The sequence below is a fragment of the Bradyrhizobium sp. HKCCYLS3077 genome, from assembly GCF_051167555.1.
Classification (GTDB): domain Bacteria; phylum Pseudomonadota; class Alphaproteobacteria; order Rhizobiales; family Xanthobacteraceae; genus Bradyrhizobium.
The window spans coordinates 334,058-347,953 of the sequence record NZ_JBNPTH010000002.1; the positions used below are offsets into that span (position 1 = coordinate 334,058).

A 13,896-nucleotide genomic window follows, 5' to 3' on the forward strand; every position below is an offset into this window, starting at 1 on the left:
CGGCTGCGGCAATCAATTCAGGTGGCGGACCAGATCAGTCCTGATAGGTGTAGTAACCGCGTGGCTGATAATACTGACGCGGCTGGTAGTAGCGCGGCTGCGCGTAGCTCGGATTGCCGTTGTCGTAATAATACTGCGGCTGCTGCTGCGGATAGGTTTGCGCGCCGTAGACCTGCGTGCCGTAAACCTGGCGGCTGGTGCCGCGCGGCGCCGGATAGCGCACGCCATTGTCGCTGCCGTCGGCCGGGTAGATGTAGCCGTCATCCATGCGCTGCTGCGGCACGGCGGCCTGCTGCCGTCCTGGCAACAGCTGCGGCTGCGGCGTCAGCACCACCGGCTCGCCATTGTCGTCATATTGCGGCTGGACATCGCGGCGGGCGACGGCGGTGCCGCGGCGCGGATTGCGCGCCATCGCGACCTCGGCCGACCCGGTCAGGGTCACCGTCGTGTTGAGGACGCCGTCCTTCTGTACAAGCGCATAGAGCGTTGCGGCGTTGGCCTTCGACAGTCGGACGCAGCCATGCGAGGCGGGCGTGCCGAGCCGGCCTTCGGAGTCCGTGCCGTGAATGGCATGGCCGGCCTTGGTGAAGAAGATCGAGTTCGGCATCGGCGCGTCGTCGAATTCCTTCGAATAATGGTCGGCTTCCATGCGGAACGCCCGGAAGGTGCCGTTCGGCGTCTCGCGCGAGGGAATGCCGCTCGAGACCGGCCAGCGGTAGCGTTCGACGCCGTCGACCGCGACGGTCATGATCTGGTTGTTCTTGTCGACGGTGATGTCGATCTTCGCCAGTGCCGGTGTGCCGGACAGCAGCATCAGGCCGGCAAGTGCAAGTAAAGTGGTACGCATCTAACCCTCTGGCCTCCGGGCCTCTGGACGTTCGACTGGACGTCTCCTGAATCTCGACATCGCCGCGGTTCATTTCGCCAGCGCACACTATGTCGGAAAACCCAGCATTGTTCCAGCCGCGGGCCGCCTCAACCTTAATGGCGGAAGCCGACGAGGCATAGGCTCGGCGCCGTTCATCGGAGCTGACATTTTCGCGACCGGTCAGCGAACCGGCAGCCCCTGTTTAGTAGTCCTCTAATCGCGGCGGTTCACCACGGGCGCGCAACTTTTTGGCCGCATCCGCGTTTCATGGATTCCCTCATGCGGTTCCCAGGATTGAAAATGCTGACGATGAAAGCCAAGACCGCGGTGCTTGACGACCGCGCGCCGCAACGGCTGACCTATCTGCTCGCCGCCCTCGCTCTGCTCGTCCTGGCGCTCGCCTGGCTGGCGCTGCCGCAATTTGCTCACGCCCAGGGCATCATTCGCGGCGCCCATGAAGGCGCCTACGAAGGCAACCGTATCGCCGGACCGGTCGGGGGCGTGGTGGGAGGCGCCGTGGGCGCCGGCGTCGGTGGGGCCGTCGGCGCCGTGGAAGGTGTGCTCGGCATCCCGCATCGGCCTTATTATCACCGGCATTATCGCTGCCGCGGCTATCGCGACGGCATGGGTCACTTCCACTGCTATCGCTGATCCCTGGCGTGGCATTCCCCTGCGGCCGGCTCAGCGCTTGAGCCGGTAGCCGGTCTTGAAGATCCACATGACGATGGCCAGGCAGATCGCGAGAAACACCAGCGTCATGGCGACGCTGATCTCCACCCGGACGTCGGCGATCTCGTAGAAGCTCCAGCGGAAGCCCGAGATCAGATAGACGACGGGGTTCAACAGCGCGACCGCGTGCCAGGCGGGCGGCAGCATGTCGACGGAGTAGAAGCTGCCGCCGAGAAACGTCAGCGGCGTCACCACCAGCATCGGAATCATCTGCAGCTTCTCGAAGCCGTCGGCCCAGATGCCGATGATGAAGCCGAACAGGCTGAAAGTGACGGCAGTGAGAACGAGGAACGACAGCATCCAGATCGGATGCTGGATGTGCAGCGGCACGAACAGCGCCGCCGTGGCGAGGATGATCAGGCCGAGAAGGATCGATTTGGTCGCGGCCGCCCCGACATAGCCCAGCACGATTTCGAAATGCGAGATCGGCGCCGACAGGATCTCGTAGATGGTGCCGATGAATTTGGGGAAGTAGATGCCGAACGAGGCGTTCGAGATGCTCTGGGTCAGCACCGACAGCATGATCAGACCGGGCACGATGAAGGTGCCGTAGCTGACGCCCTCGACCTGGCTGATGCGCGAGCCGATCGCCGCGCCAAACACGACGAAATACAGCGACGTCGAGACCACCGGCGAGACGATGCTCTGAAAGATCGTGCGCCAGGTGCGCGCCATTTCGAACTGGTAGATTGCCGCGACGGCTCGGAAGTTCATTGCTGCACCAGGCTCACGAAGATGTCCTCCAGGGACGATTGCTTGGTCTCGAGATCGACGAAGCGGATGCCGGCGGCGCGGAGATCGCCGAGCAGGCTGGTGATGCCGGTGCGCTCGCCCTTGGTGTCGTAGTCGTAGGAAAGCCGCCAGCCGTCATCCGACAGCGCGAGGCGATAGGGCGCGAGCGTCTCCGGGACGGCCTCGATCCGCTGCTGCAGATGCAGGCTCAGCCGCTTGCGGCCGAGCTTGGCCATCAGCTTGGCCTTGTCCTCGACCAGGATGATCTCGCCCTTGTTGATGACGCCGACCCGGTCGGCCATCTCCTCGGCTTCCTCGATGTAGTGCGTGGTCAGGATGATGGTGACGCCTGCCGCTTTGAGTTCGCGCACGACGTCCCACATGCCCTTGCGCAGCTCGACGTCGACGCCTGCGGTCGGCTCGTCCAGGAACAGCACCTGCGGCTCGTGCGACAGCGCCTTCGCGATCATCACGCGGCGCTTCATGCCGCCGGACAGGGTGATGATCTTGGCGTCCTTCTTGTCCCACAGCGACAGGTCTTTCAGGATCTTCTCGATCAGGGCCGGGTTCTTCGGCTTGCCGAACAGGCCGCGGCTGAAGCTGACGGTCGCCCACACGCTCTCGAACGAATCGGTGTGCAGCTCCTGCGGCACCAGCCCGATCAGCGACCGCGCGGCGCGATAAGCTCCGTTGATGTCATGGCCGCCCACCGCGACCTTGCCCGTGGAGGCATTGACGATGCCGCAGATGATGCTGATCAGCGTCGTCTTGCCGGCGCCGTTGGGGCCGAGCAGCGCGAAGATCTCGCCACGTTCGATTGCGAGATTGACGTTGTTCAGCGAGGTGAAGCCGGACGGATAGGTTTTCGACAGGCCGGAAACGGAAATGACGGGGGCCATTGCGGGGAGATTCGTGCCTGGTGAGTCGACGCGGGGAGGAGGCCTGTGCGGAAACGGCCGCGCGGCGAGCGAAGCGCACAGATAGGAACGGGCGGGCCATCCCGCAATCGACAAGGCCCCCGCCGATCGTGTCGCTTGTTGGGCTTTTCCGTGACGATCTCAGCCGAGTGTTGCCGTGCAGCCACGTCCGTGTGAGGAACGCTGCCCGCGATGTCGCACCATGTTGCGTCCGCGAGCATCTTGGGTACGGTTCGCGCCGTCTCGACATTTCCGCCGCGGAGAAGGCCCGATGACGCCACGAGCCAGCACCATTCATTCGATCGTCAGCCGCAGCCTCCCGGCGCGCTGGCTGGGCATGGCCGCCCTGGCCGTGGCGCTGGTGCTGCCGCTGGGGACCGGCACGGTCCGCGCGGCGCCAGCCCCGGCGGCCGCGGCTGCGGCCAGCACGACCCACGTCTATCTGCTGCGCGGCGTGCTCAACATCTTCTCGCTCGGGCTCGACGACATCGCCGCCAAGCTCGATTCGCAGGGCATCCCGAACACGGTCGCCAATTTCGTGTCTTGGTCGTCGCTGGCCGACGAGGCGGCCGCCGCTTACCGCGCCGGCCGGATCAAGACCATCATCCTGGTCGGCCATTCCTCGGGCGCGACGGCGCTGCCGGATATGATCAACAAGCTCGGCCAGCTCGGCGTCCCCGTGAAGCTCGCGATCGGCCTCGATTCGGTGTTCAAAACCAAGCTCGTCGGCGGCAATGCCGAGCGCTACATCAACTTCTACATCGCCAATGGTAACGGCGAGCCGGTCCGCCGCGACGACGGCTTCCACGGCAAGCTCGAGAATGTCGACGTCGGGACTGCGGTTCCGGGTGTCGGTCACATCACGATCGAGAAGAACCAGATCATGCAGCAGAAGGTGATCGGCGCGATCGATTCGGTGGTGTTCGGCGGCAAGGGGCGGCAGCCGGCCGGCCCGCCGACCCGCATGGCGGCTCCGCAGCGCGCCGCCAGCGCCACCGGATACCGGTAGTCACCCGGAGGGGCGCGAGCGGCGCCCCAAAATGCTCCCATTCGGCGACGACAAGCGGTATGGCAGGGGGGACATTGTCCTGCCTGATCCGAGCTTTGAGCTTTTCCGGGAGCGCGAATGACCCGTTTGGCGCGAATCGCGAGAGGTTTCCGCCACACAGCCCAGGCTGTGGCTTGGCGCGGACTCTCCGGACTGCTGGTTGCGGGGCTCGTCGTGACGACTGCACCGGCGACTGCCAAGGCGGGAGCGGTCACCGCGACCAGCCCCAGCAAGTCCGCCAAGGCTGCGACGGCACCCACCCAAGCCGCTATCCGTCCCGCCGCCGCGCCGGAACGTCCGGCCGAGCCGGCCCAGACGCTGCCGCCGCCGCGGGTCTATCTGTTTCGCGGCGCGCTCGGCCCGCTGTTCTCGACCGGCATGGACCGTCTGGCCGAAAAGATCGAGAAGGCCGGCTTCTGGGCCAGCGTCTACGAATTCACGCTGTGCGACCTGATCGCGCTGCAGGTGGCCAAGAAGTACCGCGAGGAGCAGGCGCCGATCGTGCTGATCGGCCATTCGATGGGCGGGCTGTGCGGTGTCCGCATCGCGATCTCGCTGCAGGAGCAGAACATCCCGGTCGCCCTGGTCGTCACGGTCGACCCCGCGCATGCGACCAAGAGCGTGCCGCCGAACGTGCAGCGCTTCATCAACCTGTTCCTGTCCGACAACATTCTCGGCGGCGGCGACGTCAAGCCGGAACCGGGCTTTCGCGGCCATTACGCCAGCTTCGACATGAAGGACCATGACGAGGTCACGCACATCAACATCGACAAGATGGAGGATGTGCATGCCCAGTTGGTGGCGATGATCAGCCAGCTGTCGCAGACGTCGGCCACCGCCGACGCCGATCCGGTCCCGCTGCGCTACTTGGTGCCGCCCAAGACCTCGGTGGAGCTGTGGGACAGCGGCACCGCTGTGGCGGTGCGGCCGGGCGAAACCCTAGACCAGATCGCCGCCAATAATCGGATTCCGCTATGGGCGCTCCAGCAGTCCAACCGCGGGCTTGCTGCCCAGCCGCTGGTGCCCGGCCAGCGCATCATCCTGCCGCGCCATCTGCTGCCGCAGGCCGCCAACCAGCCGTCACCGCCGGCGGAAGCCGCCGTCCGGCGCTAGTCTTAGTCCATAGTAGGGATAGGCGGTCAGCCCCGCTGTCACCCTCCCCTGGAGGGGGAGGGTCGGCTCACATGGAGCGCAGCGTAATGTGAGCCGGGGTGGGGTGATCTCTCCGCCTGCACCGGTGTCCGCAGCTTCACCCCACCCCGCTCGCCCGCTTCGCGCGCGATCGACCCTCCCCCTCCAGGGGAGGGTGACTGAGATCGCGGCGCCGGTCTTGGTGATAGGCACGCTGGCGATGAGATTATGATGCGTTTCCACGAAATCGCATTGATCTCTGGGCCCCGCCGCGAACTCAGCCCGCCGGCAGGAACGGGATGATCATCGGCACGCGACGGCTGTAGGTGACGTAATCCGGTCCCAGCTCCTGGGCCAGGAACACCTCTTCCATCTTGGCCTTCCAGGCCATGCCGAGCGAGATCAGGATGGCGCCGAGCACGGCGGTCACCGTGCCCACCGCGATGCCCGTGGCGATCATGCCGAGGATCAGGCCGGTATAGATCGGGTGGCGCACCATGCCGTAGGGACCGGTGTCGATCACCTTGTGGCCTTCCTTGTGGGTGATCGCGTTCGACCAGAACCGGCCGAGATGGATGCGCGCCCACCAGGTGAAGGCGATGCCGGCCAGGGTCACGACCGTCAGCAGGTACACGCCGGTCTCGCCGGGGCGCCAGAACGGCGTCTCGCCGAGGAGGCGCGAGGTCCACGGCGTGAACAGGATACCGCCGAGCACGATCAGCGCGTGATAGCGGCTGGTCTTGACGACGGAGACGTGCTTGCGCGTCTGCCCGGACCACAACGAGGCCCCGACCCAGCTGGCCAGCCAGATCAGCCAGATGATTGCGAGCAGGGACGTGGGCCAGGTGGTGGTCCATCCGCTGAACGCAAACGATGAGACGGGGCTGGCATCAGCGGACATGACTCTGGAACCGTTATGAACGAAGGGACGGACCGCTCTTAGCTATTCTGCCGCGGTGCGGAAAGGGTGTTGTTTCTCGTCGAGCCGCTTGCCCTGCTCGGTGCCGAGCAGGAAGTCGATGGTCTCGCGCAAGGTCGGCTCGATCGGGCGGGGCGCATAGCCGAGCTCGCGCTTGGCCTTGTCGATCGACAGATCCGAGGCCGAGCGGGCAATCCGCACGCCTTCCGCGGTGCCCGAGGGGCAGCGCTTGGTCAGGCGGTCGGAGATGAACTCCAACATGCCCGCGGACAGTTCGGCGAAGCCGCCGGGCACTGCGATCGCCACATGCTTGCGGCCGCTGATCACCGCCATCAGCTCCAGGATCTGGCTGAGGCGCAGGCTCTCGCCGCCGAACACGTAGCGCTCGCCGAGCTTGCCGCGCTCCATCGCCAGGATCAGACCGGCCGCGACGTCGCGGACATCGACCAGATTGACGATGAAATCGAGATAGAGCTGCACCTTGCTGTCGAGGAAGTGCCGCAGCATCGCCGAGGGCGGTGTCAGGTTGCTGTCATGCGGACCGATCGGCATGGTCGGTGTGCCCACAACGACCGGAAAGCCCTCCGCCGCCGCCGCCATGGCGCGCGCCTCGGCCAGCGCCTTGGAGCGTGTATAGGCGCCCGGCATCGCCTCGGCCGGCGGCGCCGCCGGCGCCGACGCGGCACCGATCGAGCCGGGATAGTCGAACAGGATGGATTCGGTCGAGCAGTGCAGGAAGCGGCGCACCCGCGCGCTGCGCGCGGCCGCCAGCACCGTTTCCGTGCCGAGGCAGTTAACGCGATAGAAATCCTCGCGGTCCGGCATCCACATGCCCGGCAGCCCCGCCAGATGATAGACCTGATCGACGCCGGCCATCGCCTTGCCGACGGTCGCGGAGTCGAGCACCGAGCCCTCGATGTACTCCGCCTCGGCGATCAGATGCGTCGGGCTGCGCACGTCGAGCACACGCACCTCGGCGCCCCGCGCCGCCAGTGCGGCGACCAGGTGATGTCCGATGAAACCGCTGCCGCCGGTGACGAGGACTTTCATTTAGGGACGCGAGCGTTGATCACCTTGAAGCCGGTCCGATGCGAGCCGATCCTGGGACCAGTCCGGCGCGATGAGATCGGCCACCGAGGGCCGGAAGCCCAGCGCCATGTACAATTTCGCCATCACGAACATCGGTCCGAGAAAGAGATGCGCCGGATGATCCAGCAGAGACGGATTATTGCGCTCGAACAGCTTGTGGCCGACCGCCTGCGAGACGAAGCCGAAGATGATGAGCGCGGCAAACAGGGCCCACAGGGCCAAACCATGGACGTGATCTGTAATCATCATGGCCGCAGCAAGGAACAGCACCGCAAAGGCGAGGATGCCTGCTCCGAGCGCGGCATCGAGCAGCAGCCAATAGACCAGGACCGGCAGCACGAGGACGGCGCCGAGGCCGACCCGGACGCCGAACGCGTCGAAATGCCACAAGCTCAGCGGCAGCACCGCGCCGAGGAACAGCAGGATGATTCCGAGCACATGCATCATGCCGTTGCGCGGATCGCGATGATATTCGACGTAGTCGATCATCTGGCGTCGGAACATGGCATTCATGACAGGCTCGCTCGTCGATGAGATCGACGACCGCTCAATCGGCGGCCGTAAAGACGGGGCTATACCATCAAGCGGCTGCATGGACAAACCGGCAATCTTGCCCGCCTGCGCATGGGGCCGCGCAGCTTGCGAACGGGTTCCATTCGCGTCCGCCGGTGAGAGCGCACCGCTGGACGTCGTTCATGAGGCTGTCGCGGCCGCGCGGCTCCCGGTTCATCGGAAGGACGCAAGCCTCCCCTGCATCAATTGCGGTGCTTGCGGGGCGCGGTCTGCTTGGCCGGGGCGGCCGGGGCAGGAGCGGGCGGCGGTGCCGCTTCTTCGACGGCTTTCGCGACCGTGATGATCTGGATCTGCTGGTTGACCGGGGCGGTCGGCTTGGACGGATCGAGCAGCTGCTCCTCGCCGAGGCCGACCGACTGCAGGCGCTTCACCGAGATCTTGAAGGTATTGGCCAGGATGTCGCGGATCGCGTCGGCGCGGCGCTGGCTCAGGATGACGTTAGACTCACGCTTCCCGTTGGCTTCGATGTGCCCGACGATCAGGAAGGTGTAGGGTAGCAGGTCGGAGTGCACCATGGCGTCGGCGATCCGCCCGACGGTCTGGTAGGATTCCGGCCGCACGATCGGCGTATCCACGTCGAACTGGATGTCGACGTTGAAGGCGGGAAGCGTCATCAGCTCCGGCGCGATCGGCGTCCGCTTCTGCGGCGGTGGCTCGGTGCGGCTGCGGATCTTGGAGCGTTCCTGCGTCTGCTGCTTCAGCGCCGGCAGATCCAGCGTCGGCGCGGTCTCGAAGCGGTTGAGCTGGCGCACGATGTCGTCGCGCGTCACCTCCTGCGCGCGCGCCGTGCCCGCGGTGAGCAGCATCCCGGCCATCGTCCCAAGCAGCAGTGATGTCGCGGCGCGCCGCATCAGCGATACCCCGCCTCGCCCATGGCCTGTTGGCAGCGCGGACTGACACCGCTCGCCGTCACCAGGCACGGGATCGACTTGCTGGTTTCCTTGGTGGAGCCGCCGCACAGCTTGACGATCTCACGCTGGCAGGCATTGGCGACGGTGACCCGCGCCGAAATGCGCTTCTGGATCGCCTCGAACGCCTTGAAATAGGTGGCCTTGCATTGCGGTGACACGACGTCCTGGTTGCGCGACAGGCATTCCTTGAGGCGATTGGAATCGAGATTGACGCCGCGGCAATTGGCGGTGATGTCGGCGCCGCAGCTCGACGCGATCAGCCCCGCCGAGTCGCCAAAGCTCATCGTCTGCGCCGCCGAAAGCGACGGGACGCTGAGCGCGACTGCAACAACGAAAAGATTGTATCCCCGGACCATGCACGCATCTCATACGACGCGAGCTGCCACGGTCAAGGCCTAACCAAGGCGAAGTGTGAAGTTCGGTTGCGGGTGAGGTTTTTGCCGCGCGCGCCACAGTGCACGCGGCCCCCTTGTCACGCCTTCTGCACGAAGCTGTCGACGACGTGCTTCTCGCCGGCCTTGTCGAAGGCGATGGTCAGCTTGTTGCCGTCGATCTTGATGACGTGGCCATAGCCGAACTTCTGGTGAAACACGCGGTCATCGAGTGCGAATTCCGACGTGGTGCCGGTGGATTTCGCCACCAGCTCGCCCTCGATCGTCATCGGCCCGCGCTTGTTGCGGCCAAAGCTGCCGCCGAACGGGTCATGCCCGCCGAACGGCGATTGCGCCTCGCTGAAGCCGCCCTCCGACCCACCGCGTGCTGCGCCGGGGCGGCGCGCCTGGGCGCGCTGCCAGCCGGGAGTCGAATAGCTCGAGCCGAACGACTCGACATTGTCGAACCGCGACGGGCCATAGCCGCCGGCGCCGCCCCATCCCGAGCCGCCCTTGGATTCCGTGATCTCGACGCTGGCCGCCGGCAGTTCGTCGAGGAAGCGCGACGGGATGGTCGTGGTCCAGGTGCCGTGGATGCGACGGTTGGTCGCGAAATAGATTTTCGCGCGGCGCCGCGCCCGCGTCAGGCCGACATGCGCGAGGCGGCGCTCCTCCTCGAGGCCGGCGCGGCCCTGCTCGTCCAGGGTACGCTGGCTCGGGAACAGGCCTTCCTCCCAGCCGGGCAGAAACACGTTGTCGAATTCCAGGCCTTTGGCCGAGTGCAGGGTCATCAGCGACACCGCTTCCTCGTCGGCCGCGCCCTCGCGATCCATCACCAGCGAGATGTGCTCGAGGAAGCCGTGCAGGTTCTCGAACTCCTCCATCGAGCGGACGAGCTCTTTCAAGTTGTCGAGGCGGCCGGCGGCGTCGGCCGAACGGTCCTTCTGCCACATTTCGGTGTAGCCGCTCTCGTCGAGCACGATCTCGGCGAGTTCGGTGTGCGGCGTCACCTCGCGCTGGGCGCGCCAGCGCTCGAACTGCAGCAGAAGTCCGCGCAGCGAGCCGCGCGCCTTCGGCTTCAACTCGTCGGTCTCGACCACGGCGCGCGCGGCCTCGAACAGCGGAATGCGGCGCTTGCGGGCGTGGTCGTGCAACATCTGCACGGTGGCATCGCCGAGCCCGCGCTTCGGCACGTTGACGATGCGCTCGAAGGCGAGATCGTCGGCCGGGGAGTTGATGACGCGCAGATATGCGAGTGCGTCGCGGATTTCGGCGCGCTCGTAGAAGCGGGGACCGCCGATGACGCGATAGGGCAGGCCGAGCGTGACGAAGCGGTCCTCGAACTCGCGCATCTGGTAGGACGCGCGCACCAGGATCGCGACGTCGTTGAGGTGCTCGCCCTTGCGCTGCAGCTCCTCGATCTCCTCGCCGATGCCGCGCGCCTCCTCTTCCGAGTCCCAGGCGCCGGTCACCGTGACCTTCTCGCCCTCGACGTCCTCGGTGTGCAGCGTCTTGCCGAGGCGGCCTTCGTTGTGCGTGATCAGATGCGAGGCGGCCGCGAGAATGTGGCCCGTCGAGCGGTAGTTGCGCTCGAGGCGGATGACCTTGGCGCCAGGAAAATCGTGCTCGAAGCGCAGGATGTTGTCGACCTCGGCGCCGCGCCAGCCATAGATCGACTGGTCGTCATCACCGACGCAGCAGATGTTCTTGGGGGGAGCGCCGGAAGCTGCAACGCTTCGGTCGTCATCACCGGGCCGACGCGCAGCGTCGAGACCCGGTGATCCATCTTCTCCCGAAGACGTGATGGATTGCCGGGTCGAGCCCGGCAATGACGAGCCAGCGGAAGACGGCGCCTGCGACAGCAGCCGCAGCCACAGATATTGCGCGACGTTGGTGTCCTGATACTCGTCGACCAGGATGAACTTGAAGCGGCTCTGATACTGCCGCAGCACATCCGGGTTCTCGCGGAACAGCCGGATGTTCTCGAGCAGCAAATCGCCGAAATCGGCGGCGTTGAGGATCTTCAGCCGCTCCTGATAGCTTGCATACAGCTTGCCGCCCTTGCCGTTGGCGAACACCGCGGCTTCGCCGGAAGGCACCTGCGCCGGCGCCAGGCCGCGGTTCTTCCAGCCGTCGATCAGATTGGCGAGCATGCGCGCCGGCCAGCGCTTGTCGTCGATGTTCTCGGCCTGCAGCAGCTGCTTGAGCAGCCGGATCTGGTCGTCGACATCCAGCACGGTGAAGTTGGACTTCAGCTGCACCAGCTCGGCATGGCTGCGCAGGATGCGGCCGGCGATGGAGTGGAAGGTGCCGAGCCAGGGCATGCCCTCGACCGCCTGTCCGAGCATTTCGGCGAGGCGCGTCTTCATCTCGCGCGCGGCCTTGTTGGTGAACGTCACCGACAGGATTTCGCCAGGACGCGCGCGGCCCATGCTGAGGATGTGCGCGATGCGCGTGGTGAGCACGCGGGTCTTGCCGGTGCCCGCGCCGGCCAGCACCAGCACCGGACCGTCGAGCGTCTCGACCGCGTCGCGCTGCTCCGGATTGAGGCCCGCGAGATAACGCGCGCCGCCGCTGGCGGCAGCGCGTGCGCGCGCGGCGATGCCGCCCGGAGCGGGCTGGTGGTCAGGCGCAGGAAATCGGCTCACGCGATTGGGCTCGGTCATCAGCGAATCAGTCTCGTCCCTTTGACGGCATCATACGCCGGCATCAAGGGGTGTGCAGGAAGGAGCCCTCATAGCAGGGATTGACGGTCATATGGGGCCGTGGTCGGCGTTTTACAGCCCTAAATCGGGGCAGACCGGGGCAGCATGCCTGGCTCGCGCGAAATTGGTTCCGGCAAGTCGCGAATTTTTACCGGCCGAAACCGCCGGAACCTTTGTTCCCGGCCTCGATTGTCCTGGCAACGGCGCAAGCTCCGCGTCGCTTTGAACCGCAATCGAGAGACAGAGGTCGTGTCATGTTAGGCTGGGTCGTCACCTTCCTGGTTATCGCATTGATCGCCGGCATCCTCGGCTTCGGCGGCATCGCCGGTGCGTCCATCGAGATCGCCAAGATCATCTTCTTCATCGCCATCGTGCTGTTCCTGGTGTCGGCTGTCGTGGGCCTCGCCCGCGGCCGATCCCGCGTGTAGTCGGCCTCATCCCCTGACAATGAGGTCGGCGAAGGGCGCAGTGCCTCCCAGGAGGCGCTGCGCCCTTTGCGTTTCTGATAGCTGCGCTTCTGATCAGGCGGCCGCGGTCAGCGCCACCTGGACCTTGGCGAGCGCGGGATCCAGCGCAACGGAGGCAAGGCGCGGATCGTTGGAGAGCGCGGTCAAGGTCAGCGTTTGATCCTGGACGCGAAAGATCCGGCACAGCGTCGTCGCCTCGGAGGCATCGCGCAGCATGACCGACAGCGGCGCGACATCCTGCTCGCCGCTGACCTTCTCGGCAACCAGCGACAGCCGCGTCGCCGCGGCAGCCAGGCGCTCGGTGTGACGGCCGGCCGTGTTGACCGCCAGCGGCAGGCCTTCCTCGTTCGTCAACAGCACGGTCTCGAACCGGCCAACCTCGGCGATCCGGTCGAGCAGCGGCACCAATTCGCGGCGTCGGCCCGGGCGCGCGGCGAGTTGGGCGAGATCCAGCGAAATGCGCTCGCGTTCGACCAGCGGCGCCAGCACGTCCTGGATCGCGCTACGAAGACTCGTCTCGCGCTCGCTGGCGTCGTGGCTGCTCTGCTCCTGCAACTGGTCGAGGCTCGCCGCCTGCACTTGAACCTGGCGCCGCAGATGCTCGCGCGCAACGGCGCCCTGTCGCGCACCCAACAGATAGCCCGCCGTCAGCAGCAGGATGGCCGCGCCGAGGCCGCTCACGATGGCATAGATGGTCATGGGCGCTTCGCCTCCGTCACATGATCGCAATCGTCGATGCCCGCGATGCGCAGAACCGCCTTGCGGTCGCTTGCGGCGGCCTCCGCATCACCGCGCGCGCTGCCGGCTCCGGCCGCGCGCAGCGAAATCTGCTGCGTGGGGATGCCGTCCTTCTTCAGGAGTTCTGCGACCGCCTTGGCGCGCGAATAGCTCAAGAGCACGTTGAGATCCTCGCTGCCGCTGGCATCGGCGTGGCCCTCGATTAAAATCATCGCGTCGCCATGCCGCGTCAGCGCCTTCTGCAAGACCGCCAATGAGCGCTTGATGTCGCCCGGATGAGGGCGGGTGCTGCCGCGCTCGAACGCGATCGCCAGCGGCGCGAAACACTCCGCGGGCGGCTTCGCGGCACTCGGTGACTCCAGGCGAGTCACCGGCGAGATCGGCGGCGCGGGCCGCTCGATCGGGATGGCCGGAGGCGACGGCACCGGCGGAGCAACGATCAGTGCGGGGAGAGGCACGGGCGTTTCTGCCGGCTTCGGCGCCGCTTCGGGGACGATCGTCTGCTGCAGCGGGACAACGGCGACGACCTGCGGCGCAGTGGGCGCCTGCTGCCACAGTGAGACCGCCATCACCGCGACAACCGTGCCGGCAAGGGCGAAGGACGCTGCGAGCCAGGCTGGCGCATCCTCGCCGGCGACGACACATGGATCGGCGCGGGCCAGCGAAAGACGTGCGGCATTCGGGGAAGGCGCCAGCAT

The 13,896-nt window shown here is 66.2% G+C and carries 15 protein-coding genes; 4 read left to right on the plus strand and 11 right to left on the minus strand.

Features of this window, described 5'->3' with window-relative positions; genetic code table 11:
- Positions 1 to 34: 34 nt before the first annotated feature.
- A complete protein-coding gene (locus ACQR0Z_RS07525) occupies positions 35 to 847 on the minus strand; it encodes a L,D-transpeptidase (protein WP_434918214.1) in 813 nt (270 codons plus the stop codon).
- 321 nt (positions 848 to 1,168) lie between these two features.
- Here ACQR0Z_RS07525 and ACQR0Z_RS07530 point away from each other — a divergent pair, with 321 nt between their 5' ends.
- On the plus strand, positions 1,169 to 1,519 hold the full coding sequence (locus ACQR0Z_RS07530; protein ID WP_434876632.1) for a hypothetical protein: 351 nt from the start codon (positions 1,169 to 1,171) through the stop codon (positions 1,517 to 1,519).
- A gap of 30 nt (positions 1,520 to 1,549) precedes the next feature.
- On the opposite strand, the gene ACQR0Z_RS07535 is transcribed toward ACQR0Z_RS07530, so the two are convergent.
- Positions 1,550 to 2,311 carry an ABC transporter permease gene (locus ACQR0Z_RS07535; RefSeq protein WP_434876631.1) on the minus strand — a complete coding sequence of 254 codons (762 nt, stop codon included), beginning with the start codon at positions 2,309 to 2,311 and terminating at the stop codon, positions 1,550 to 1,552.
- Positions 2,308 to 3,228, minus strand: coding sequence for an ABC transporter ATP-binding protein (locus ACQR0Z_RS07540; RefSeq protein WP_434876630.1), 921 nt, complete (start codon positions 3,226 to 3,228; stop codon positions 2,308 to 2,310). The genes ACQR0Z_RS07535 and ACQR0Z_RS07540 overlap by 4 nt, the downstream gene beginning before the upstream one ends.
- Positions 3,229 to 3,517: 289 nt before the next feature.
- Between ACQR0Z_RS07540 and ACQR0Z_RS07545 the strand changes: the two genes are divergently transcribed.
- Positions 3,518 to 4,255 carry a hypothetical protein gene (locus ACQR0Z_RS07545; protein WP_434876629.1) on the plus strand — a complete coding sequence of 246 codons (738 nt, stop codon included), beginning with the start codon at positions 3,518 to 3,520 and terminating at the stop codon, positions 4,253 to 4,255.
- A gap of 117 nt (positions 4,256 to 4,372) precedes the next feature.
- A complete protein-coding gene (locus ACQR0Z_RS07550) occupies positions 4,373 to 5,407 on the plus strand; it encodes an alpha/beta fold hydrolase (protein WP_434876628.1) in 1,035 nt (344 codons plus the stop codon).
- Between the two features lie 295 nt (positions 5,408 to 5,702).
- Here the strand turns inward: ACQR0Z_RS07550 and ACQR0Z_RS07555 are convergent, their stop codons facing one another.
- The 6 genes from ACQR0Z_RS07555 to ACQR0Z_RS07580 all read right to left on the minus strand — a co-directional run bounded on the left by ACQR0Z_RS07555 (position 5,703) and on the right by ACQR0Z_RS07580 (position 11,954).
- A complete protein-coding gene (locus ACQR0Z_RS07555) occupies positions 5,703 to 6,326 on the minus strand; it encodes a methyltransferase family protein (protein ID WP_434860679.1) in 624 nt (207 codons plus the stop codon).
- A gap of 42 nt (positions 6,327 to 6,368) precedes the next feature.
- Complete coding sequence (locus ACQR0Z_RS07560; RefSeq protein ID WP_434876626.1) at positions 6,369 to 7,394, minus strand: NAD-dependent epimerase/dehydratase family protein; 1,026 nt, start codon at positions 7,392 to 7,394, stop codon at positions 6,369 to 6,371.
- Positions 7,395 to 7,946: an Mpo1-like protein gene (locus ACQR0Z_RS07565; RefSeq protein WP_434860681.1), complete on the minus strand. Its 552-nt coding sequence runs from the start codon at positions 7,944 to 7,946 to the stop codon at positions 7,395 to 7,397.
- Between the two features lie 242 nt (positions 7,947 to 8,188).
- Entirely contained in the window at positions 8,189 to 8,857 is a 669-nt protein-coding gene (locus tag ACQR0Z_RS07570; RefSeq protein ID WP_434876625.1) for an OmpA family protein, read from the minus strand.
- Positions 8,857 to 9,273 (minus strand): hypothetical protein, encoded by a 417-nt coding sequence (locus ACQR0Z_RS07575; RefSeq protein ID WP_434918215.1) that lies wholly within the window; start codon positions 9,271 to 9,273, stop codon positions 8,857 to 8,859. The genes ACQR0Z_RS07570 and ACQR0Z_RS07575 overlap by 1 nt, the downstream gene beginning before the upstream one ends.
- 116 nt (positions 9,274 to 9,389) lie before the next feature.
- Entirely contained in the window at positions 9,390 to 11,954 is a 2,565-nt protein-coding gene (locus ACQR0Z_RS07580; RefSeq protein ID WP_434918216.1) for an ATP-dependent helicase, read from the minus strand.
- Between the two features lie 293 nt (positions 11,955 to 12,247).
- Here ACQR0Z_RS07580 and ACQR0Z_RS07585 point away from each other — a divergent pair, with 293 nt between their 5' ends.
- Entirely contained in the window at positions 12,248 to 12,421 is a 174-nt protein-coding gene (locus ACQR0Z_RS07585) for a DUF1328 domain-containing protein (protein WP_006614063.1), read from the plus strand.
- 93 nt (positions 12,422 to 12,514) lie between these two features.
- On the opposite strand, the gene ACQR0Z_RS07590 is transcribed toward ACQR0Z_RS07585, so the two are convergent.
- Positions 12,515 to 13,159, minus strand: a complete 645-nt coding sequence (locus ACQR0Z_RS07590) for a hypothetical protein (protein WP_434860685.1) — start codon at positions 13,157 to 13,159, stop codon at positions 12,515 to 12,517.
- Positions 13,156 to 13,896: an OmpA family protein gene (locus ACQR0Z_RS07595; protein WP_434918217.1), complete on the minus strand. Its 741-nt coding sequence runs from the start codon at positions 13,894 to 13,896 to the stop codon at positions 13,156 to 13,158. The genes ACQR0Z_RS07590 and ACQR0Z_RS07595 overlap by 4 nt, the downstream gene beginning before the upstream one ends.